Below are 20,324 nucleotides of genomic sequence, written 5' to 3'. Positions count from 1 at the left end.
CAACCTTTCCCAGCGATTTCAGACCACTGACGCCAAAATGCGCGCTGGCACGAAAGTTGCATGATGTCAGGTAAGCGCGCTTACCGCGCATGGATTTTAAGAAACCAATTTTCAACAGAGGAGCGCGGGCATATGCCGCCGCTGCCACTTGATGACGCCATCAACGAAGTGCTCAACGTCCATTTGAGCCCGTTTCTGCCCGTCGCACCGGGTGGTCTTCCCAACAACACCGTCCAGATTTTTGAAGCCAAGCGGCGCGGGGTCGGCCTTGGTGATCGCCGTGGTTCAGACACGCGCTTTGGTGTCACCGTCTCTGCCCTGCGCGGGATACAGCTGGACGGGGTGGCGCGATTTGAACTCTGGGACACCACCCCCGATGCCGTGAACACCTCCATTGATGCGGTGCAGGCCAATGTTCTGGGGGCCGCCGCAAGCCTGCGCAGCATGGGGTTTCTGCGCCTCGCGCTCGGAGACAGCGCCCCGGCGGAACATGTCTCTGCACTCAATGCATGGCGGCGCACGGCGGAGCTTCCTTTCCTCTATGAATACCGCGCGCGGGATTCTGATGACGCAGACAGCTTCATCGTGCGCATTCCCAACCGCACCGATCTGGAGGAACGCGACGGGACCAACAGCAGCCTTGAGATCCTTTCCGGCGCAATGCAGCGCTGGGACAATGAGCGCGCGCCCTCTCTGATCCTGCGGCCAAACGGCGGGCCACGCGCCCTGCGCCTCAATGGTCTGGACGCCATGGCCTTTCTCAACGGCATTCCAGGCGGCGCCGTCACGCTCGAACGCGGGGTGTCCGGCGCCACGGGCGCGCCGGTTCTGCATGCCACGCTCGACAGTTTTCTCAACGCCATCGCTGACGGTCCCAACCCGCAATTGCAGGCCATTGTCACCTTGCCCAGCACAGCCGCGTTTCTCGCCGCACTGGGGCCTGCCGGTGCGCCCTTTGAGCTTGGCGACTGGGACACCAACCTCATCCGCGATCTCTATGTGCCCCATTCCCGCAGCTTTGACACGCCCGTCACCCTGCGCTCGGGCCGCGATTTTCTTGCCATCCGTCATGACGCGCCGGCCTTCGCAGCCCCGGCCGTACTCTACCTCCGCCTTCAGGCGGATCACCTTCGAGCCGGTCGTTAGGAACCGGTCAAATCAGGAGTAAGCCATGGAACAGATCTTACCCGGCGTGTCGATTGCCGTCCGCCCAGAAGGCCTGATCACTCCGGGCGTTGTATCCATCAGCGCCATCGGAATGGTCGGGACAGCCAACAAAGGGCCGGTCAACACGCCGGTGCTCATTGGCTCCCCCGCAGCCGCCCGCGAGGTGTTCGGCGACGCCGATGAAATCGTGACGCCCGGGCAGGAGCTCACGCTGATCCGCGCGATTGATCTCGCCTATGACCACGGCGCACGTGACGTCTGGGCCGTGCGCATTGCAGGCGCGACCGCAGCCGCAGATTTTCTCATCGCCTCAGCGGGCGGAGACTGCTGCCGCCTGACCGCCGCAACCCCCGGCTCCTGGGCCAACACCATGGAGATCAACATCACCGCCGCAGAGGAAAGCGCGGTTGTGAGTGGGGAAGAAATCGCAGGTACCGGCGCGGTTGGTTTGCAACTCGCCCACACCACCATTGCCGAAAGCGTACGCAACAGCGTGTCTGTCCTCGCGGCAGGTGCCTCAACCCCCACCACGCCCGCCGTTGTCCACGGAGCTACCGGCACCCCGGCAGCAGGCCAAGTGGAAATTGACCCCGCAAGCGGCGCTCTGGTATTTGCCGCAGGCGAAGCCCCCGCCGTCGGCGACACGGTGACGGTCACCTATGTGGTGCCAGCGGCCAACAGCGCCAAGATCACCCTGCGCACCGAAGCCTTGGAAGAGGTCTTTACCGCGGCAAGCGGCGCGCATCTCGTCGATCTGGTCAATCAGGCCACTGGCGGCTCGGATCTGGTGGACGGCACCGCGCTCGCAAACGCAGCGGAGTCGCCCACCACCTTTGCCGATGCCTTCACCTTTGAAACCTTCGGCGCTGGCACCAACACCACCGGCACCGACGGGGCCACAGGTGGCAACTACACCGACGGCTTTGAACAACTGGCCAACGAACCCGCCTTCATCATTGTCGCCGCCGGACAGGACAACTCCAGCACCATCGGCGCGGACCTCTCCGCCCATGTGGCCGCAGCCAGCTCTGATGCCAACAAACGCGAGCGTATCGGGGTGATCGGCTCCGCGCCGGGGGCCTCCCTCAATGACATCCTTGATCACACGCTGAACTCCGATCGCATCGTCTTTGTCGCGCCCGGTGTCACCGTCTCTGATGTGGTGACCGGAGACGCGGTGACCCTTTCCGGCGGCTATGCGGCGGCCTGCGTTGCAGGGATGATCTCCGGCGCGCCGGTCAACCGCAGCCTCACCAATAAGGTGCTCAATGTCGCAGGTCTGGAAGATGTCTTCACCCAAGCCGAGCTGCGCCAGATGGTGCAAAACCGCGTGCTTGCGCTGGAAAGCCGCCTCGGCTTCCGCACGGTGAAAGGCATCACGACCTCCACCAACACCGCCTGGCATCAGATCACCACCCGGCGCATCGTGGACAAAGCCAAAATCGGCGTGCGCTCGGCGGCCAACCCCTACATCGGTCTGCTCAACAACGAGCGCGTCCGCGAAGCCATGCGCTCCACGATCAATTCCTTCCTCGCAGAGATGGTGCTGGACGAAGAGCTGGTGAGCTACGAGCTCGACGTGTCCGCCACCCGCGACGACGAAATCCGCGGCATCGCCCGGGTCACCATCGTCCTGCGCCCCACGTTCAGCATCGACTTCATCAAAGTCACGATGTTCCTCGAATAGGAGACCAGATAAATGGCCAACACCAATGTTTTTACGGGGGCGGATGCCACGCTCACCCTTGCGCCGCTGGACACCCCGCCGGGCGTCGACGCCGAGTCGATCATCGCGCGCTATGAAATCGCCACCGCTGTGGGCCGGGTCACCGGCGTCAAATTCACCGTCGACACCGACCTGCGTTCCTTTCACGAAATCGGCTTTCGCCATGTGACCTCGCTGCATGAGGGCAACATCAACATCTGCGGCGAATGCGACCGCGCCTATATCAACGGTGCGCTGCTTGGCCTGCTGATGGGGCGCAAATCCTTTCTGGACAACAATGCCCGCACCTTTCAGCCCGAATTCAACATGACGCTGCAGCTCAATGACCCTGCGGTCGAAGGCCAAGCGCGGCTCACCCTGAATGGCGTGAAATTTCAGACCTGGTCCTTTGCCCTGCCCGAAGACGACATCGTCATGGAGAAAGTCAGCTTCCGCGCCAAGAGCATCGACATCGCAGACTTTGACGATGACAGCGGCGTCTCGGCTGGCCCGGCCTTCGTAGATCAGGAGTAATCTGCCATGACGCTCACCAGCGAAGCGCTTCTGGCCGGGGCTTCGGCCACGCATCTGCATGATCTCCCTGCCGACCTGATCAAAGGCGAGGACGGGGAGCAGCAGGTGGAGCTGCGCCCCCTGTCGGTGAAAGACCTGCAACTCATCGCCCGCGCCGCCAAGGAGGATGAAAACCTCTCCGCCGCGCTGATGATCCAGCAGGCGCTGGTGGCACCCGCTTTGTCTCTGGATGAGGTGCGTCAGCTTCCGGCGGGGCTGGCCCGCCATCTGGTGGAGGAGGTCAACCGCATCAGCGGCATTGATCTGCCGCGCGACGCGCTGGAGGAGATAGTGCAGGCGCCCTTGGCCAAAGCCTGCTTTGTTCTGGCCCGCGAATTTGGCTGGACACCCGAAGAGGTCAGTGGCCTCACCATCGGGCAAATCCTGCTCTATCTTGAAATGGGACGGCGGGAGGCGGCAGAAGCATGACCCGCGCCTTCGCCTCCGCTGCCCCTCAACGCCTGCGCCAAACCGCTCTGGCCGCCGCTGGATCGGTGCCCAAGCTTGCGCCCCAGCGCGTGCAAAAGATGCAGGCCACTGCGCGCCGCGTGTCGGCGTCGGGCGCGGATCTCACATGGCTCTCAACCTGCGCCGAGCTGTCTGATCGCAAGGCCATGGAACGCAGCTTGACCCGTTGGGAAACCTCAGAACCGGAGCGCAAACCTGCCCCCAAGGAAACGCCATCTTACAAGCAAACCCCGGCGCAGAAGTTAGCGGCGAAGCAGAAACGCCAGCCCCCAGCATGGCATCACCCGCCAGCGGACACCCGCCCCAGACCGGAGGCGCACCGCTGTGAAACCGCCAAGACACTGCCAACACGCCTCTCCGGCGGCCCGCTCAGACTGCATGCAGGTACCGATCCCGAAGATCTTGGCAAAGGCCCAACCACACCGCGTTCCAAACCTTCCGCGCAGCCTCTTACAGCAAGGCCTGCCAGCCCCCTGCCCACCGCGCTGAGCTACCCTTGGGCAAAGACAACGGCGCAAAAGCTTGCTCCCCTCACCCACACTGCGGCGCCAAAACATCCGCGCGCCCTCCCGGCCTCATCTAACCAGCCGTCCAAAACACCTTGGCAATCCCTGCTCGCTGGCCCGCAGGCGTCACACACCACCCTCAGCGCGCTCACATCGCGCGACGCACAGCCGTCAAAGGCCGCGCAAAACGACACCGCGACGCCTCCGCAGCGCGCCCCAAAAGATCCCCAAAGCGCGCAAGCCCCAAAGCACGCAGGAAAACATACCCCATCCGCCTTTGCCCAATCCCCAAAGCAGCCCAAGCCTGCAAATGCCGCGCCGCTCTCTCCGCCCCCACGCGCTTCAAACAGCCCCGATCCGGTGCAGCTTCATCGCGAACCGATCCACGGCGCGGACCCGCTGGAGCGCGAAACCCTGTCCCGCCCGCCACATGCCACCCCTGTGCCCCTGCCCGCGCAGCCCGATCTTGATCCGCCATTTGCCGAAATCCTGCCGCCGTCCGACCGCGCCCATCTCTCCCGCTTTCAGGAGGCCGTCACCGATGAGCCGCAAACCGAACTGCCAGACCGCTCCAAGCCACGCGCCACCGCGGGCTTTGACCGCGAGGCACTGACCGACGCGCTGGCGCTCATCCTTCGGGACGAAGCCCGCCGCCACGGCATTGATGTGTGAGGAGCCTGCCCATGCGCCCGATGCTTGATGATATCCCGCTCCCACAGGTTCAGACCCTGAAATTGCGCGACATCCGCGCCCTTGCCGAACACCGCGCCCCGGGAATGGACGGCAGCTATTGCCAGAACATGGGCCGCCACGCGACCTCGATCCTTGTGGCCGGTGTGGCCAGCGGGCGCGATGCGAAAGACACCCTCGAAAAACTCACCGCAACCTTCGACGCTGGCGCACCTGTGAGCTTCATCTCCGACATCGTTGCGGATGCGGAGATTGAAAACGTCCTCATCGACGATTTCCGCCTGCGCGAAGTGGCGGGAAAACCCGACCGCTACGCCTACGCGCTGGTGCTGCGCGAGTATCAGGAGCCGGTGGAACCGGAGGCCGTGGGCCTTCTGGACAATGACATCCTCAGCGAAGCGCAAAGCCTCACCGATGACCTGATCGACGGTCTCGATCTGCTGCCGGAATTTGACACCGGGCTTGAGCGCTTTGTGGAGCCGCTCACCGGTCTGCTGACCCGCCTGCAAGCCCTCAACAACACCTCCAACGCCTAACAAAGGAGATCGATGCCATGGCCGACAATCTCTTCGAAGACCTCAAAGAGGTCCTGCAAGATTTCAAGGATTTTCTCGATGACAAGGTGGGCGTGATCCAGCCCGCCGTGGCCGCCCTGCGCGCCATTATTCCTGATCAGATCGACAATCTGCTCAACAAGCTGATCGAGCTGATGAACCTGCTCAAATCCGAGGTTGAGAAACTCGACGTTTCCGCCATCCCCGGTCTCGCCGAAGCGGCGGAATTCACCGATCAGGTCAAAGGTTTTGTCAACTCCGCCAAAGCCCTGTTGCCCGACAACGCCGATGACTTTGACGCCATCACCGATGTGGCCGATGTGGTCGGTGGCCTGCCCTCCATTGACGAGGTGAAAGGCGAAATCCTGTCCCTGATCGACGCCATCGTCGGCCATCTCAACGCGCTGAAAAACGCATAATCCGGGGAGGCTGTCGTGAACCGTCCAATCCGTCCCATGCTTGGCGAGATTGAACTTGCACAGGTTCAGCTTGTGCAGGTGGACGAAGATCAGATTTTGACACGGCACGACATCCCCGCACTGGAAGGCGATTTCTTTCAAAGGCTTGGGCGCGCTGGCACCGCGATTGAGCTCACCGGCGTGCAAAGCGGCCCGGACGCCCGCGAAGGACTCACCAAACTGCGCGACGCCTATCGCGCCGCCGCGCCGCTGACCTTTGCCGCCGATATTGTGACCGCAACCACGCTGGATGATGTGCTGATCGAGCATTTTGAGATCAGCGAACACGCGGGCCTGCCCGACGCCTTTGAATACCGCCTGCTGCTGCGCGAATGCACCCCGGCGCCAGCCCCCGATCCGCAAGAGCCACCGGAACCGCCCGAGCCGCCTGAGGTCACAGAAGATGAAGGCGTTCTGGTGGTGAATGTCATCAAAGATGGCGATCCCGCCTTTGCCGCTAAAAACACCACCGTGCTGGCCGCAGGCACCTTGCAGGACGGCAGCGATTTCCCTGAAACCGCCCTCTCCGGCCAAACAGACACCCGGTGGACCGAAGATCCCTTCCCCGCCGGAGAATTTACTCTGCGCGCCACGGCGACGGGCGCGGCGGCGGATGGCGGCGATCTCAGCGGATCGGCAACAGCCACCGTGCGCGCAGGCGCCACCACCGAGGTCACCATTGTCCTGCCCGATGCCGCCGCCATCGCCAAACGGTTCCTCGTGCATTTCCGGTTTGACAGCGCCTTTGTGGAGCCTTGCCTCAAGCAGGTCCTCAAACAGGTCGCCGATCACGCCAGCGCCCACCCGGACGAGAAAATGCTGGTGGTGGGCCACACCGATCTGGTCGGCACAAAAGAGTATAATCAGGCGCTCTCAGAACGGCGCGCCCGCAGCGTCTTTGCCGCCCTGCGCTATGGCAATGATCCAGTAGGCGCCGTTGCCGAGTGGGATGAGCTGCGACAGGCCCGCACCACCAATCTGCACGACAATTGGGGCGTGCGCGAATACCAGCAGATGTTGCAGGATCGGGATTTTTACAATGGCCAGATCGACGGCGACCACGGCCCGATGACAGATGCTGCCGTGCGCCAGTTCCAAGCGGCCAACGGCCTGCCTGAAACCGGCACCATGAACGGCGCGACATGGCCCCTCCTGATCGACGCCTATCTTGCCGCCGAAGCCCTGTCTGTGCCGGACGACCGCCTCCTGCCCAACTGCCCCGGTGAAGGGCTGAAGTGGCTTGGCTGCGGAGAGCTTGACCCGCTGCGCAATGTCACCTTCGCATGGCGCCCCAACCGGCGGACCGAGGTGCTGTTCACCCGCGCCACCGAGCTCCCCGCCGACATCGACACGCCGGTCACATTTGAGCTCCCCGCGCCCGGCGCGGTTGGCAGCGACTGGTGCCTGAATGAAAGCAGCGGCTCCGCCCGCAGCTGCTTTGTCGCCCCCAATGTGAAAAGCAAACGCCACGAAACCTGCCCCGGCACCTTGCCGCGCGGCCCCGCCTTTACCCGCGAACCGATTGAGCCGACGCCCCAATTCAAGGTGCAAGGCTCCATACGCTTCGAAGACGGCACGCCCTACACCGGCACCTATTTCATCACCGCCCCGGATGGCGAGTACATGGCTGGCGAGCGCAAAGAAACCTCAGGCAGCGCCCGCGCCGGAACCCCCAAGACCAAAACACCCGCGCCCGATGGCAGCTTCTCTTATGACACCCCGCTGAAGACACCCGGCATTTTCATTCTGGAGCTGGAGGCCGACGTGATTGCCCGCCCCTCCGGTGCGCCGATCACAGAGGCCAAAGGCCCCGTGGTTTGCAAGCGGCTTGCCGGGCCGCAAGACCGGTTTGATGTGGTCATCACCGACCGCAGCGTGGCTGACACCCGCCCCACGCTCACCGGACCGGACGCTGTGGTAGTCACCCGCGCCCACACCACACCCGCGCGCGCGCCCCTGACGCTGGGCGCAAATCAGGCGTTTGCGGGCACAGGCACGCTGACGCTGACCAACGGCACAGATCGTCTGCGCGTCTTTGATGCGGCCGCGGGCGGCACCGAGCTCACCTTTGATGGCACTGACAATGTCTTCACATCAGACCAGCTCACCGCCGGGGTCACCCTATTTTGCGAAGGCGGCCCCAACCCCAGCGCAACGGCTGGGGATGTTGCGGCCACTCTGCAGCTCACCGTGGGCGGCACCCCCGGCCTGTCGGTCTCCCACCAGATGACGGTGGTGCGCCTCACCCTGGATGTGGCCCTTTCCCGCCCCGTCGGCGGCGGCGACGCCCCGGAAATGAGCGCGGCAGACCGGATCGCCATCGGTCGCTTCACACAGGTTGCCGATCCGACCTTCAGCCACGAACGCACGCTTTTGCGTGTCCAGCCACCAGAACCAGCGGATTTCACCGGCGATCTGGCGCTGGCCCCCATCGGCCCGCGCGCCGCGCTCTTTGCTAGCGAACAACCCGCAACCGGCCAAGCCGCGCTGGCCAATCCGCATGTGATCCCCGTGGCAAGCATCCCTGCCACCAGTCTTGCGCTCTTTGCAGAAGGGCTGGATCACAGCGCCGCTGTGCGCGATAGTGGCTTCATGCTCGGCCTGTCAGGTGGCGAGCCCGATGGCGACCGCGCTCCGATGACCATGGTGCGCATTGACGCCGCCCCCGACGATCTGCCCGCCACCGCCGCCGTCACCGCGACGCGCTTCGGGGTCTGGGATCAGGCCTATAATGGCGCAGGAGAATTTGTCGCTGATATCATCGCCGCAGATGAGCGGCGCCTGCATTACCGCGTCCGCGACGCCGGAGCAGGCGCTGGCCCGATCACCGTCACCTGGCGCAGCCTGCTGGCGGATCAGGCCACCGATGACGACGCCCCCGCCTCACAAGTGCTCACCCTGCCGGAAACCGCAGCGGGCAGCGGACACTTCATCTCCAACGGCGTCATGCTTGTGACCGATGACACCGACGCCGCTGTCGCGGTTCCCAGCGGCCTGCCCGCGCAGCCCGGACTGGCGGAGCCACGTGCCAGAGGACAGAGCGATCACCGCCTGCGCCGCGCGCGCATCGACGGCTTTGTGCGCACCGAATACAGCCCAGCCGCGCAGCCGGGCACCCGCCTTGGCATCACCCTGCCGGTCTTCCCGCGCAACCCCGATGAACGCCGCCGCATCTCGGTGCGCGTGATCCGCTACACCTCCGCCACCTATGCGCCGGTGACTGATCAACGCATCGCCGATCAGTTTGCCGAGGCCAACCGGCGCTGGAACGCCGTGGGTGTGCAAATCGACGCGCAGGCCACCGTGGATCGCGCCATCCCCGCCGCCGCGCTGGATGGGGGTGGCGACTACGGCGGGCAGGCCAACAACGCCTTTGAGCAGGCCGCGCTGCGCGATTTGATCCCGATCACCCCTGACAACACGCTCACCGTGGTCTTCACCAGCGTCGCCGGATCAAACGCCTACGCCACCGTGGCCAACCGCGCGCCCATCCCCAATCCTCCCGGCGCAAACCTGACGCTGGATGCGCGCTTCTTTGTCTTCATTGACAACACTCTGGACGTGCAGGACGTCACCTTGGGCCACGAGATGCACCACATCTTCTTCAACCGCTTTGACGGGGCCGTGAACGACGCTTTCTTTGCGTTCAACACCAATCCCGGCACCGCTGTAGGGGCGGCGCGCGGCATCGCTCTGCCGGATGCCCGCATCTATCGCCGCATCCAGAACCAGCACAGCGCCGACCCCGACAACGACCCCAACAATGACAACATCCTGAACTGGGTGCGCCGCACCCGCACCGCCCGCCAACCCGCTCAGGCCGGTCCCGGACCAGCCCCTGACGCCACCACCGGCAACACGCTGGTTGGACCGTTTTAAGGACCCGACATGACCACGCCCATTGCAAAAATTCGCGAAGATTTGGCGCTGATCGTCGGCGGTGGCTTCACGCCTGACGGCATTGGCCCCGCCGCCTATGAGGCGGTCGCGGCCCGCGCCAAGGCCGAGCCCAAACGCTACCTCAACGCGCTGATCCAGACCTATCTCGGCGGCGACTTTGACGCGCGCATGCTCTCCAGACTGCGCCCCGGTGCCGCGCTTGAGCTGCTGGCGGAAAGCGATCCGGAAACCACCGGCGCAACCGCAACAAAACTGCTCACCCATCTTGATGGCCTGCTGGTGATTTACGACAGCGCCAGCGACAAAACCCAGCTTGAGGCGCTGCTGCCTGATGATGTGCTGGCCATGCATCAGCGCCTTGACCGGATGCGCAACCGCCTGCGCCCGCTTCTGGAGGATGCCCCATGAGCCTCTTGTCCCCCACATACCGGCTCACCCTAGGTGATCAACGCATCGACATGGGCAGCGAACCGCGCGCCAGCACCGTCACCCAGATTGATGTACAGCGCGCTATGGCGCCGCTGGTGGATCGGTTTGAGCTGACCCTCGTCAAGCTTGGCACGCGCCTTCCCAAACGCGGCGACAAAGCGGAGATCGAGCTGGGCTTTGCCGGGTCTGACACCGGCCTTGAACGTGTCATGACAGGCGAGATCGAAGAGGTCGACGCAGGCCCGGAGCACACCCGCATCGTCGGCTTTGGCGCCGGTGCCCTCCTTTCGCGCAGCAATGAAAACCACAGCTTCCGGGACAAAACCGCCGCCGATATCGTCAGCGATCTAGCCAACGCTTCAGGCGTCAAAGTGGCAGACACCGAGACCAGCGAGATTTTCCCCACCTACATCGCAGACGCCCGCCTCAGCGCCTTTCAACACATGGTTACCCTCTCCGAACTGACCGGCTTTGATCTCTATTGCGACACCGAAAATGCACTGATCTTCAAAGGCTTCGGCAATGGCAAAACACTCTTCCCGCTGGACTACGGCGAAGACGTGATCGCCTATCAGATCGAAAGCACTCTGGCCTCTGCTGAGCGCGTTGAGGCCTGGGGCGAAAGCCCCGGCGCGGCACAGGGCGCAGACAGCTGGGCATGGCTCACCAAGGATTTTGAACCGCGCAAAGGCAGCGCCGGCACCAGCGGGAGTTTACGTGTTCTGGAACACGCCGCGCTGCGCACGGGTGAAACCGCCCAGCGCGCAGCAAGTGCTCTGCTGCGCCGCATTGAGAACCGCCGCATCCGGGGGCAGCTCACCGTGCTTGGCAATCCGGCCATCACCCTTGGCGACACGATCCGCCTGCAGTCCATGCCCGAGCCTGACCTCAACGCCACTTTCCAGATCCGCGGCGTCCGCCACCGGATCACCAAGGCCACAGGCTTTCTGACCCACCTTACCTTTCAGGCGCTGGAGCTGAGCCTATGAACGACACTGTCTCCACATTGCAGGCCATCATCCGCCGCGAGTTGGAAACCCTGCGCATTGCCGAGCTTGGCATTGTGACGGCGGTGCACCCCCATGCGGATGGCGGGGACAGCGACAACTACAGCTGTGATGTGCGCCTCAAAAACACCGGGTTGGAGCTGCCCCGCGTGCCGGTCGCCACCGGCCATATCGGCACCGTCGCGATCCCCAATGTCGGCGATCTGGTGTTGCTCGCCTTTGATCGCGGCGACATCAACCAGCCGATCATCACCGGCCGTCTTTACAACGATGAGGACCGCCCGCCGATCAACACCTCAGATGAGGTGATCTTCCGCCTGCCGCTGGCGGAAGCCGACGATCAGACCATCAAGGCCGCGATCCGTAATCATCAAACGGACAACCCGCCGCGTGAGCTGATCATCGAGATGGATCCGAAAATCACCATCCGCGTGACCGACGGCACCGTGCGCGCCACTGCCGGACCGTCAGAGCTGTTCATAGATCAGACCGGCGCATCCGGCGGCACCGTCACCGTGGTCACCGGCGGCACCAAGATCACGCTCAATCAGGACGGAGACGCCACCGTGGAGGCCATTGGCGCATTGAATCTGAAGGCGCAGCAGGACGTCACCATCGAAGGCCTCAATGTGAAAATCAAAGGCCAGATCAACACCGAGGTGGAGGCCGGTGTGCAGGCCTCTCTCAAAGGCACGATCACACAGGTCGAAGGCAGCGGCCCGACCACGCTGAAAGGCGGGATTGTCAACATTCAGGGCATCACCAACTTCAGCCCATAGGAGGAAACCATGCCGGGACCACCGGTCACAATTGGATGTGCGGTCATCGTGACCCCCGGCGCTGCGGGGCCACCGGACACCGGCACGATCGTCGGCATCTTCCCGCCGCTGATCACCGCCGGAGGGCTTCCGCTCGCAACCTCAGGGTCGCTCTGCACCATGATCAACTCGCTGACCGGCGTGCCCTATCCGCTTGTCATCGGCCCCATCGCCAGCTCCGGCGTGCGCATCGCGGGCAAAGCGCTGGTGCGGATGCTCGATCTCATCCCTTCTCCGCCGGGCGTGCTCACCATCCTTGGCCCACCGGCTGCGCCTTACATCTCCGACACGTGGCCGCCATGAAACAGGGAGGCTTGATATGACACGGGACAATGCTCTCTTGGGGCAAGACCTCCTACTGCTGCGCAACCGGCGGGATCAGACGACACGCGATCGCGGGCGCGACCTCTCCACACGGGTGCGTCCGGAAACCAATCAGCGCGATCTGGAAACCGTCTTTGGCCCGGAAAACATGGCGCAGGCGCTCTTGCTGCGGATGCTCACCTCAGAGGGCGAGCTGCGCCAGCTGGGCCATCCCACCTATGGCTCCCGCCTGCACAAGCTGATCGGCGAGCCCAACACCGAGGCCAACCGCAACCTCGCCAAACTCTACGCCCTGCGCGCCATCAATCAGGAGCCGCGGGTCGAGAAAATCCTGCGCGCCGATGTGCGCCAGCGCCGCGATGACCGTGGCGGCGTCGACATCGACATGCAGCTCAAAATCGTTGAAACCGCAACGCCGCTCAATCTTGTTGTGCCGTTCTTCTTTTCCACGGAGCAAACCTGATGACGCCTGACACCATCCATCTGATTCAGCGAAATTTCGGCGAGGTGTCCAACGACATCCTCACCAGCCTCATCGGCGGCATCGTCAACGAACCGATTATCTTTGACGTGAAATCCGATCTCTACCCTTTGGCGCAGGCTGCCGAAGGCATCCGCATGCTGACCGGGCAGATTGACGATCAGACTGCCAATCACACCTTTGAGGCCGGGATTGATTTTGCCTATGAGCCCGATCTGGGCGCGGTGCAGTGGCTTCCGGGCGGCGCGCGCCCCGTGGATGGCAGCGTATTTTATGTGGATTACCGCCCTATTGGCGCCTCCTCCCCGATCACCGACATCAATGTCGGCAGCGTCGCCCGCACTTTGTCAGAGGCCGTCGCGCGCGAAATCGCCACGCTCTATGAACAGCTCAATCAGACTTACCGCTCGGGCTTTGTGAATTCTGCCGAAGGCGCCGCGCTGGATCAGGTGGTCGCCATTCTGGGTCTGAAACGCAAAACCGGCGATTTTGCTTCCGGTCTTGTGGCCTTCTTTCGTGACCCGCTGGTGGTGGGCGATGTCACCATCGCCTCAGGCACCAGACTGACAGCCCAAAACGGCGCGGTCATCTTTGAAACCACCCAACAGCGCACCCTGCAACGCGGTCAGGCGCGCATGGATGTGCCGGTGCGCGCCAGCGTTGATCACCCCGGCGAGACCGGGCAGGTTGCAGCCGGTGACATCGACACCCAGCTGCGGCCGCTTGCGGGCATCGCCCGGGTCTCAAACACCGAGCCAACGGTCTTTGGCGCGCCTCCGGAAACAGATGCGGAGCTGCGCGCCCGCGCGCGGGCCGAACTCTACAAACTGGGCAACGCCACCCTGCCTGCGCTCGACGCCAGCGTGCGCGACAGCTTTGCCAGGCTCACAGAATACTGGGATCCCAACGCGCCTATCGCGCGCCGCACCGCCCCGGGCCGCGTGGCGCTGCTTGTGGAAAGCGAACCTGAGCGCTTTGCCAGCTTGTCTGCACAGGTCAACAACCAGCGCGCCGCGGGCATCGCCGCCACCATTGTGGCGCGCTACGTTTTTGTCACCCCGCGCATTGTTGCAAAAATCGCGGGCGGTCTCACCTCTGACGGCAAGGCCAAAGTGGCCGAAGAGATCATCGCCGCCGTGCAGGCCTTTGCAGAGCCGCTGACCACGGGCGATGCGCTTGAGGGTGGCGCGCTGCTGGAAGCGATCAAAGCGGTTGAGGATCTCGAGGACGCACAGATTGTCGACGTGCAGGTCGCCCGCGCCGACGCCACCCCAACGCAAAGCGAAACCGTGGTCGACGCGCTCACCGCATTCATCGCGGGCGGCGCCCCCAAAGAAGAGACCGCCCTGCGCGCCGAACTCAACACCCTGCTCTTTGAGGTGGACACCGGCGCGCCCACCGGACGCCGCATACCCGACCGCAGCCTGCTGATGAATGCTGAAGGCAGCGCACCGGCCACAGATCAAGACATCGAAGACGCCACTTTCCTTGTGAAGGCCGAGGTCGAGGGCGAACCGGGCTGGATCGTGATCGACATGAATGCGGCCGACATCGCCTTGCAGGAGGCCGGGTCCTGATGGTCACCAAAACGCAGCGCATTTTGGATTTGCTTCCGGGCACCTTCGCGGCTCAGCCCGCCCATTCGCCGCTGCAAAAGCTGATCGAAACCTATGGGGCCGAGCTGCAGGGCGCGGAGAACACCCTCGCCGCCATCCTGCGCGCGCATTGGTGCACACAGGCCGACCTTGGCCGCGATCTGTTTGATGATCTGCCACGGATCGCCGCGCTCTACGGGCTGGCCCCGCAGGAAGGCGATGATGTGGAAGAGTTCCGCAGACGTCTGAAACTCTGGGTCAGCCTCATTCTGGAAGGCCCCGCCACCGTGCGCGGGCTGCTGCGCGCCACTTCCATTCTCACCGGGCTAGAGATTGATGACAGCGACGCGGCCTTTGATACGTGGTGGACGCGCGCTGACGGCGGCCTGCTCACCACCAAAGTCGCCAGCCGCCGCGACGCAGGCCCCGCCATCTTCGGCTTTGACCGCGCCTTTGCTCAAGGCAGCGACGCCACTTCGGCGCAGATCACCGGCCAGACGCCCCTCTCCGATCCGCTGACCCTGATGGCCAGCACGCTGCACCTCGCGATTGACGACGGTGCGCCTGCCGCCATCGCGCTTGCTGGTGTCACCACACCCGAAGAGCTCATTACCGCCATCAATACAGCCATGGGCCAAGAGATCGCCACACTGACACAGGGTCGGCTGAAACTGTCCTCCCCCAGCACAGGTCCGGCAAGCCGCATTGCATTAAATGATGCCACCGACGATGCCGCACCAGAGCTTTTGGGCCTGGCCCCCCGCGCCTACGAGGGCCGCGACGCCACAGGCGCAGCGCTCACCGGCCTCATCGACCTCTCCGCCGGGGCCGACCTGTCCACAGACCGCTACATCCGCCTCTTGGTGGATGGCACCCAACTTGCTGAAATAGACTGCGCAGGCGCTTCGGCAGAGGCCACTTCGCTTGAGGAGATTGCCGCCGCGATCAACTCAGGTCTTGGCCTCTCCCTTGCAAGCCATGACGGCACATATCTCTCGCTCATCTCACCTACGCTCGGGGCAACCTCCGGCATCACCTTCCAAACCGCCGCTGCGCAGGACGCGCGGCTGGCGCTGTTTGGCCCCATCGCCACCGTCGGCTCCGGCCGCGACGCCCAACCGGCGCAGATCACCGGAACGCCGGATCTCTCCGCAGGCGTCGATCTCAGCACAAACAGCCGCCTCCTGCTCAGCATCGAAACCAAAGAAGACGTAGAAATCGAATGCACCGGATCAGACCCGGCCAACACGCAGCTTCCTGAAATCATCGGAGCCATCAACAGCGCGCTGCGCGCCGATGTCGCCACCACCAACGGGCGCAACCTGATCCTCAAAAGCAATGAGGCAGGTCCCACCGGCAGCCTGCGCATTGGCCATCTGCCAGAAGGCGACGCCGCCAAGATCCTCTTGGGTCTTGAGGACCGTATCGCCACCGGATCGGCCGCCACCCGCGCCACCTTGCAGGGCGCTCTCGACCTGTCAGCAGGCATCGACATCACCGCGCAGCCGTTGTTGCAACTCGCCCAGGATGGCCGTGCGCCGCAAACCTTTGATTTGTCCGAGGCCGCAGCGGACCCTCTGGATGCCCAAGGTCTCGCGCAGGCAATCAACAGCCAGCCGCAGGCGCCACAGGCCAGCGTCACCGACAACAGGCTCATGCTGACCAGCCATCTTGAAGGCAGCGCCGGACAGCTGGAGTTGATCCCAATCAGCACTACGCTCAAGCGCAATTTTGTCTCCCGCGTGCCCATCGCAGAGGACGCCGCCATGGCGGTGCTCGGCACCCTCAGCGCGGTGTCCCAATCCGCCCCCGCTGCCGCAGCCACCTTGCAGGGCACCGCCAATCTCTCCCGCGGCGTCGACCTGCGCGCAGGGGGCTTCCTGCGTGTGCAACTGGATGGCGCCCCTGCGGTTGACATCAACTGCGCCGGCCCGCGCCCGCGCCACACCACGCTTGATGAGGTCCTTGAGGCCATAAATTCAGCGCTTGGCGCAGACACCGCGCGCAGCTCCGGCACCAGCCTTGAGCTGGTCTCGCCCACCCTCGGCGCCGCAAGTCAGATCACGCTTCTGCCCCCACAGGCCACCGATGCCCAACCCGCGTTGCTCGCCACCGGCCCGCAAACCGCCACCGGATCTGCCGCGCGGCAAGTGGCCTTTGTCGGCACCAACGATCTCTCCGGCGGCATTGATCTGACGGCTGCCGCCCACCTGAAGCTGGCAATTGACGGGAATACGCCGCAGGAGATTGACTGCCGCGGTTTTGATCCCGCGGCCACAACCCTTGGCCAGATCGTCGTCGCCATCAATCTCAAGCTCGGCGCGGGCATCGCTAGCCATGACGGGCGCCACCTGCTCCTCACCGCCCCAACCAAAGGCGCGGACAGCCGCCTCGACATTCTGCTCCCGTCCGAGCCTGACGCCACCGCCGCCATTCTCGGCGTCTCCCCAGAGCGTAGCTATACCGGTCAGGCGGCACAGCCCGCCCAAATCGCAGGGCTGGCCGAACTCTCCGCCCCTATCGATCTGAGCACCGCGCGTTTCCTGCGCCTTGGCTTTGACGCCACACCGCCACAAGACATCGACTGCGCCAGTGCCGCCGCCGATGCAACGCAAGCCACCGGAGCGGAGATCGCTGCCGCCATCAACGCAGCCCTTGGCGCACCCATTGCGCAGATCAGCGCGGACCACCTGCTCCTGACCTCCCCCTCCCTTGGCGCGTCAAGCCGGTTGGTTGTGGAGACCGCCACCGGCGGCGACGCCACTCAGGCGCTTTTTGGCGAGGCCACGCGCAGCGCCACCGGCACACCAGCGCAGGCCGGTCAAATCACCGGCAGCGTTGACCTGCGCCAGGGTGTTGACCTCAGCGACCGCTCTGTGCTGCGCCTCGCGCTGAATGACGCCCTGCCGCTGGACATAGACCTTGCCGGAGAGGCCCCCGCCGCCACCGCGCCTGAGGAAATCACCGAAGCGATCAATGCGGTGCTCCCGGAAACCGCCAGCCTCAACGCGGATGGCCAGCTCCTGCTGACCGCGCCCGCAGACAGCACGCTTTGTGTGCAGCCCCTGCGCCACTTCGAACTGATCGACTACCCGCAACAGCCGGTCACCCAAACCGGTACCGCGCTGCACCACGGCGATGCGCTCTTTGCCGAAAACACCGGGCCATCTGATGCCCCGGGCTCAGTCCGTTTCACTGCACCGCAAGGCACAGACTCCCCCGGCTTGGTCGACATAGATACGGGCCGCACCTTGCGCATTCGCGGCGCCATTCTGCCCGGTGACACCGCCGAAATCACAGAAGGCGCAGACGGCCTCAATGTCTCCACCAAGCTGAGCCCAACCCCGCGCGTCTACGGCCTGCCCCTGCTGCCCCATCTGGAAGTCCCGCTGGATTCTGCACGCTTCATGGCCCCCGGCCTCAGCGGGCGGCGCGGCATCCTGATCTCTGACAGCTTTGGCTCTGACGTCATCGAACTCACCGAAATCACCCGCCGCGATGTCGCTCCAGCGGTGCAGATCACTGACGCGCACTCTTTGCCGGATCAGCTCCCCGAAGAGGTGTTTGTCGGGAAGTTGCAGTGTTCCGGCACCAGCCTGTTGCTCACCAACGGTGATAAAGAGCTGGAGGTGCAGATCGAAGGAAATGCCACGCAATTCCTCGGCTGCCCCGTGGCCATTCTGGCCAAACGCCTAGGTGACAGCCTGCTGCCGCGCCGGATCCGCCTCCTTTATGATCTGCAGATCACCGCGATCCCCCCGGCCACGCCGCAAGTCTTCAACGGCGTGGTGCTGGATCAGGGGCCGGAGTTTGGCGCACTGTCCCTGCTGCGGCGTATCAATGAAACGGCGCAGGACACACCCATTGTCTTTGCCCGCGCCGTCGATCAAGCGGCTGCGCTCTCGCTCACCCCGGGCACAAACCGGCGCGTCTTTGTGGAATGCCTGACCGCCCGCTACGACGCCACCGATTTTGACGAAAGCCATTTCGCCGGCGGAGACTGCCTTGAGGTTGGCGTCTTTGACGCCTGCCGTTTCGCCGAAAACCCACGGGCAAAATCCACTCCGGTCTTTGCCCCTGCAGACGGCGGCACGGCCACCGATGTCACCCTCAGCTGGGCACAGCACACGCCCGGACGGGCGCAGATCAACCTGCCGCTCGACATGCCCGCACGGTTTGGCGCACGCTTTGATCAGGACCGCTTTGCCCTGGCAGATGACGCACCGGAGATCATCTCCGGCCTCGTCACCGAGCCAGCCACTGACCCGCAGCTCTTTACCACACAGCTCGCCCCCGAAGGCTCCGCATCAACGCTTGTGACGGCGCGCGCTGCCGATGTGATCCCCATCGGCTTTGAAGCCACGGACATCCCCTTCGCCCGCCCCGTTGCGCTGTCCGGCGGCACCGAAACGCAGGCCGCCCGCACCTTCCTCAATGATCCGGGCCTGCCCGGTTTCATCGAGATGTCCGCCATCGCGCCGGGTCTCTTTGGCAACCGCATTTCCATCGCGGTCTGTGACACCGCACCGGGGATTTACGACCTGATCGTCACCTTTGACGGCGCGCGCTTTGAAAACGCCCGCGCGCGGGTGAACGGTCCAGAACTCACCGGCACAGTTGAGGATTTCAATCGCCCCGGCCCGCGCGGCGTACAGCACCTCAAGGCGGCGGGCATCGACCTCACCGTCACCCGCGACGGCACCCCGCCCGAAGACATTGATTGTTAGAAAAGGAGATTTTGATGTTGGACAACGACCCTTTCACCACCTTTGAACCCGGTCAGATCATCAGCGCCGCAGCCATGAATGCCATGCAATCCAAGATGCGCGCCGAAATCCACAAACAGATCGCCGAGGCCCTCGCCGCCCTGACCGAAGTTGACCTGTCCAAAGACAGCAACGCGCTCGAAGGCCATTCCGCCCAGGATCTTCTCAGCAAATTTTTGGAGCAAGCCATGCAAAAATTCCCCGGACACACAGGCTATCGGAAACTCTTCAAAGTGCTGGAGTTTAACGAGCCCAATCTCATCGAACACGAACTCAAACTCTGCCCGCTGGTGGATCTTTATGAGCTGCAGAGCTTCGATGTGATATGCGCCGATGATGATGACAAGCGTAAGGTTGAGGCGCGCTTCTTTCTCTATCACACCAGCGAAAAGAAAATTTCGATGGAAGGGCCAAACGGCACTGAGACCGTCGAGATTGAAAAGCGTGGCGAAACGCCCTTCAGCATTCCGGTGAGCGAAATGCTGGACTACCTCGGCGTCGAATACATCGATGAGACCAGCCTTGGCGATCTGGAAACCGAGCTTTGGAAGGCGATGTTTGCGCCGCCCAACGACCCATTTGATCCCAGCGATTATTGCCACTCGCCCTGGTATGAGCGCTGCTGCCGCGAAGAACGTACCGTGGGCAGCCTCAAGGCCAAAGGAGACTGGGACGATCTGAAACTCAAAATGCAGCCCGTAAAGACGGTGAACACGCCCTCGCTAGAGCGCGATACAACCTCAACCAACCGCCACCCGCCCGAAATCTTGGTCGAACACCATGATTTTGACCGACTGTCATTGAAGCTGCGCGAGCGCATCCCAATCGGCAACGGCGATGATCTTGCAAATGTCTGCCTGATGGTCCTGCTCAAGGTCTGACA

Annotated in this window: 16 protein-coding genes; all 16 read left to right on the top strand. The window is 63.7% G+C overall.

Features of this window, described 5'->3' with window-relative positions; all coding sequences use genetic code 11:
- The first annotated feature begins 132 nt into the window (after positions 1 to 132).
- Genes J7400_RS17975 through J7400_RS17900 form a run of 16 tightly spaced genes read left to right on the top strand, consistent with a single transcriptional unit; the run spans position 133 to position 20,322 of the window.
- Positions 133 to 1,146 carry a hypothetical protein gene (locus J7400_RS17975; protein ID WP_209065479.1) on the top strand — a complete coding sequence of 338 codons (1,014 nt, stop codon included), beginning with the start codon at positions 133 to 135 and terminating at the stop codon, positions 1,144 to 1,146.
- A 25-nt stretch (positions 1,147 to 1,171) separates the two neighbouring features.
- Positions 1,172 to 2,854: a phage tail sheath subtilisin-like domain-containing protein gene (locus J7400_RS17970; protein WP_209065478.1), complete on the top strand. Its 1,683-nt coding sequence runs from the start codon at positions 1,172 to 1,174 to the stop codon at positions 2,852 to 2,854.
- 12 nt (positions 2,855 to 2,866) lie between these two features.
- Positions 2,867 to 3,406 (top strand): hypothetical protein, encoded by a 540-nt coding sequence (locus J7400_RS17965; RefSeq protein ID WP_209065477.1) that lies wholly within the window; start codon positions 2,867 to 2,869, stop codon positions 3,404 to 3,406.
- A 6-nt stretch (positions 3,407 to 3,412) separates the two neighbouring features.
- Positions 3,413 to 3,874 (top strand): hypothetical protein, encoded by a 462-nt coding sequence (locus tag J7400_RS17960; protein WP_209065476.1) that lies wholly within the window; start codon positions 3,413 to 3,415, stop codon positions 3,872 to 3,874.
- On the top strand, positions 3,871 to 5,091 hold the full coding sequence (locus tag J7400_RS17955) for a hypothetical protein (RefSeq protein ID WP_209065475.1): 1,221 nt from the start codon (positions 3,871 to 3,873) through the stop codon (positions 5,089 to 5,091). The genes J7400_RS17960 and J7400_RS17955 overlap by 4 nt, the downstream gene beginning before the upstream one ends.
- Before the next feature lie 11 nt (positions 5,092 to 5,102).
- The gene (locus tag J7400_RS17950; RefSeq protein ID WP_209065474.1) at positions 5,103 to 5,645 is read left to right on the top strand and encodes a DNA circularization N-terminal domain-containing protein; all 543 of its coding nucleotides are present in this window, start codon (positions 5,103 to 5,105) and stop codon (positions 5,643 to 5,645) included.
- A gap of 17 nt (positions 5,646 to 5,662) precedes the next feature.
- Positions 5,663 to 6,082, top strand: coding sequence for a hypothetical protein (locus J7400_RS17945; RefSeq protein WP_209065473.1), 420 nt, complete (start codon positions 5,663 to 5,665; stop codon positions 6,080 to 6,082).
- Positions 6,083 to 6,097: 15 nt separating this feature from the next.
- Positions 6,098 to 10,000 carry a peptidoglycan-binding protein gene (locus J7400_RS17940; RefSeq protein WP_209065472.1) on the top strand — a complete coding sequence of 1,301 codons (3,903 nt, stop codon included), beginning with the start codon at positions 6,098 to 6,100 and terminating at the stop codon, positions 9,998 to 10,000.
- Positions 10,001 to 10,009: 9 nt separating this feature from the next.
- The gene (locus J7400_RS17935) at positions 10,010 to 10,429 is read left to right on the top strand and encodes a hypothetical protein (RefSeq protein ID WP_209065471.1); all 420 of its coding nucleotides are present in this window, start codon (positions 10,010 to 10,012) and stop codon (positions 10,427 to 10,429) included.
- Positions 10,426 to 11,439, top strand: coding sequence for a hypothetical protein (locus tag J7400_RS17930; RefSeq protein WP_209065470.1), 1,014 nt, complete (start codon positions 10,426 to 10,428; stop codon positions 11,437 to 11,439). The genes J7400_RS17935 and J7400_RS17930 overlap by 4 nt, the downstream gene beginning before the upstream one ends.
- Positions 11,436 to 12,236 carry a phage baseplate assembly protein V gene (locus tag J7400_RS17925; RefSeq protein WP_209065469.1) on the top strand — a complete coding sequence of 267 codons (801 nt, stop codon included), beginning with the start codon at positions 11,436 to 11,438 and terminating at the stop codon, positions 12,234 to 12,236. Before J7400_RS17930 ends, J7400_RS17925 begins: the two co-directional genes overlap by 4 nt.
- Positions 12,237 to 12,245: 9 nt before the next feature.
- Positions 12,246 to 12,578 (top strand): hypothetical protein, encoded by a 333-nt coding sequence (locus J7400_RS17920; RefSeq protein ID WP_209065468.1) that lies wholly within the window; start codon positions 12,246 to 12,248, stop codon positions 12,576 to 12,578.
- Between the two features lie 16 nt (positions 12,579 to 12,594).
- Positions 12,595 to 13,062, top strand: a complete 468-nt coding sequence (locus J7400_RS17915; protein ID WP_209065467.1) for a hypothetical protein — start codon at positions 12,595 to 12,597, stop codon at positions 13,060 to 13,062.
- The gene (locus J7400_RS17910; protein WP_209065466.1) at positions 13,062 to 14,657 is read left to right on the top strand and encodes a hypothetical protein; all 1,596 of its coding nucleotides are present in this window, start codon (positions 13,062 to 13,064) and stop codon (positions 14,655 to 14,657) included. Before J7400_RS17915 ends, J7400_RS17910 begins: the two co-directional genes overlap by 1 nt.
- Positions 14,657 to 19,402 (top strand): hypothetical protein, encoded by a 4,746-nt coding sequence (locus J7400_RS17905; protein ID WP_209065465.1) that lies wholly within the window; start codon positions 14,657 to 14,659, stop codon positions 19,400 to 19,402. Before J7400_RS17910 ends, J7400_RS17905 begins: the two co-directional genes overlap by 1 nt.
- Before the next feature lie 14 nt (positions 19,403 to 19,416).
- Positions 19,417 to 20,322: a hypothetical protein gene (locus J7400_RS17900; RefSeq protein ID WP_209065464.1), complete on the top strand. Its 906-nt coding sequence runs from the start codon at positions 19,417 to 19,419 to the stop codon at positions 20,320 to 20,322.
- The last annotated feature ends 2 nt before the right edge of the window (positions 20,323 to 20,324 follow it).

Source organism: Shimia sp. R9_2 (assembly GCF_017743735.1).
Lineage (GTDB): Bacteria > Pseudomonadota > Alphaproteobacteria > Rhodobacterales > Rhodobacteraceae > Shimia.
Note: the sequence above shows the minus strand (reverse complement) of the source record. Positions and strands in the feature narration are given on the sequence as shown.

Bases quoted from the DNA above. Each gene is read 5' to 3' on its own strand.
- J7400_RS17950 (WP_209065474.1), top strand. From the start codon at position 5,103: ATGCGCCCGATGCTTGATGATATCCCGCTCCCACAGGTTCAGACCCTG.
- J7400_RS17900 (WP_209065464.1), top strand. From the start codon at position 19,417: ATGTTGGACAACGACCCTTTCACCACCTTTGAACCCGGTCAGATCATC.
- J7400_RS17970 (WP_209065478.1), top strand. From the start codon at position 1,172: ATGGAACAGATCTTACCCGGCGTGTCGATTGCCGTCCGCCCAGAAGGC.
- J7400_RS17915 (WP_209065467.1), top strand. From the start codon at position 12,595: ATGACACGGGACAATGCTCTCTTGGGGCAAGACCTCCTACTGCTGCGC.
- J7400_RS17935 (WP_209065471.1), top strand. From the start codon at position 10,010: ATGACCACGCCCATTGCAAAAATTCGCGAAGATTTGGCGCTGATCGTC.
- J7400_RS17960 (WP_209065476.1), top strand. From the start codon at position 3,413: ATGACGCTCACCAGCGAAGCGCTTCTGGCCGGGGCTTCGGCCACGCAT.
- J7400_RS17905 (WP_209065465.1), top strand. From the start codon at position 14,657: ATGGTCACCAAAACGCAGCGCATTTTGGATTTGCTTCCGGGCACCTTC.
- J7400_RS17910 (WP_209065466.1), top strand. From the start codon at position 13,062: ATGACGCCTGACACCATCCATCTGATTCAGCGAAATTTCGGCGAGGTG.
- J7400_RS17920 (WP_209065468.1), top strand. From the start codon at position 12,246: ATGCCGGGACCACCGGTCACAATTGGATGTGCGGTCATCGTGACCCCC.
- J7400_RS17955 (WP_209065475.1), top strand. From the start codon at position 3,871: ATGACCCGCGCCTTCGCCTCCGCTGCCCCTCAACGCCTGCGCCAAACC.
- J7400_RS17965 (WP_209065477.1), top strand. From the start codon at position 2,867: ATGGCCAACACCAATGTTTTTACGGGGGCGGATGCCACGCTCACCCTT.
- J7400_RS17925 (WP_209065469.1), top strand. From the start codon at position 11,436: ATGAACGACACTGTCTCCACATTGCAGGCCATCATCCGCCGCGAGTTG.
- J7400_RS17975 (WP_209065479.1), top strand. From the start codon at position 133: ATGCCGCCGCTGCCACTTGATGACGCCATCAACGAAGTGCTCAACGTC.
- J7400_RS17930 (WP_209065470.1), top strand. From the start codon at position 10,426: ATGAGCCTCTTGTCCCCCACATACCGGCTCACCCTAGGTGATCAACGC.
- J7400_RS17945 (WP_209065473.1), top strand. From the start codon at position 5,663: ATGGCCGACAATCTCTTCGAAGACCTCAAAGAGGTCCTGCAAGATTTC.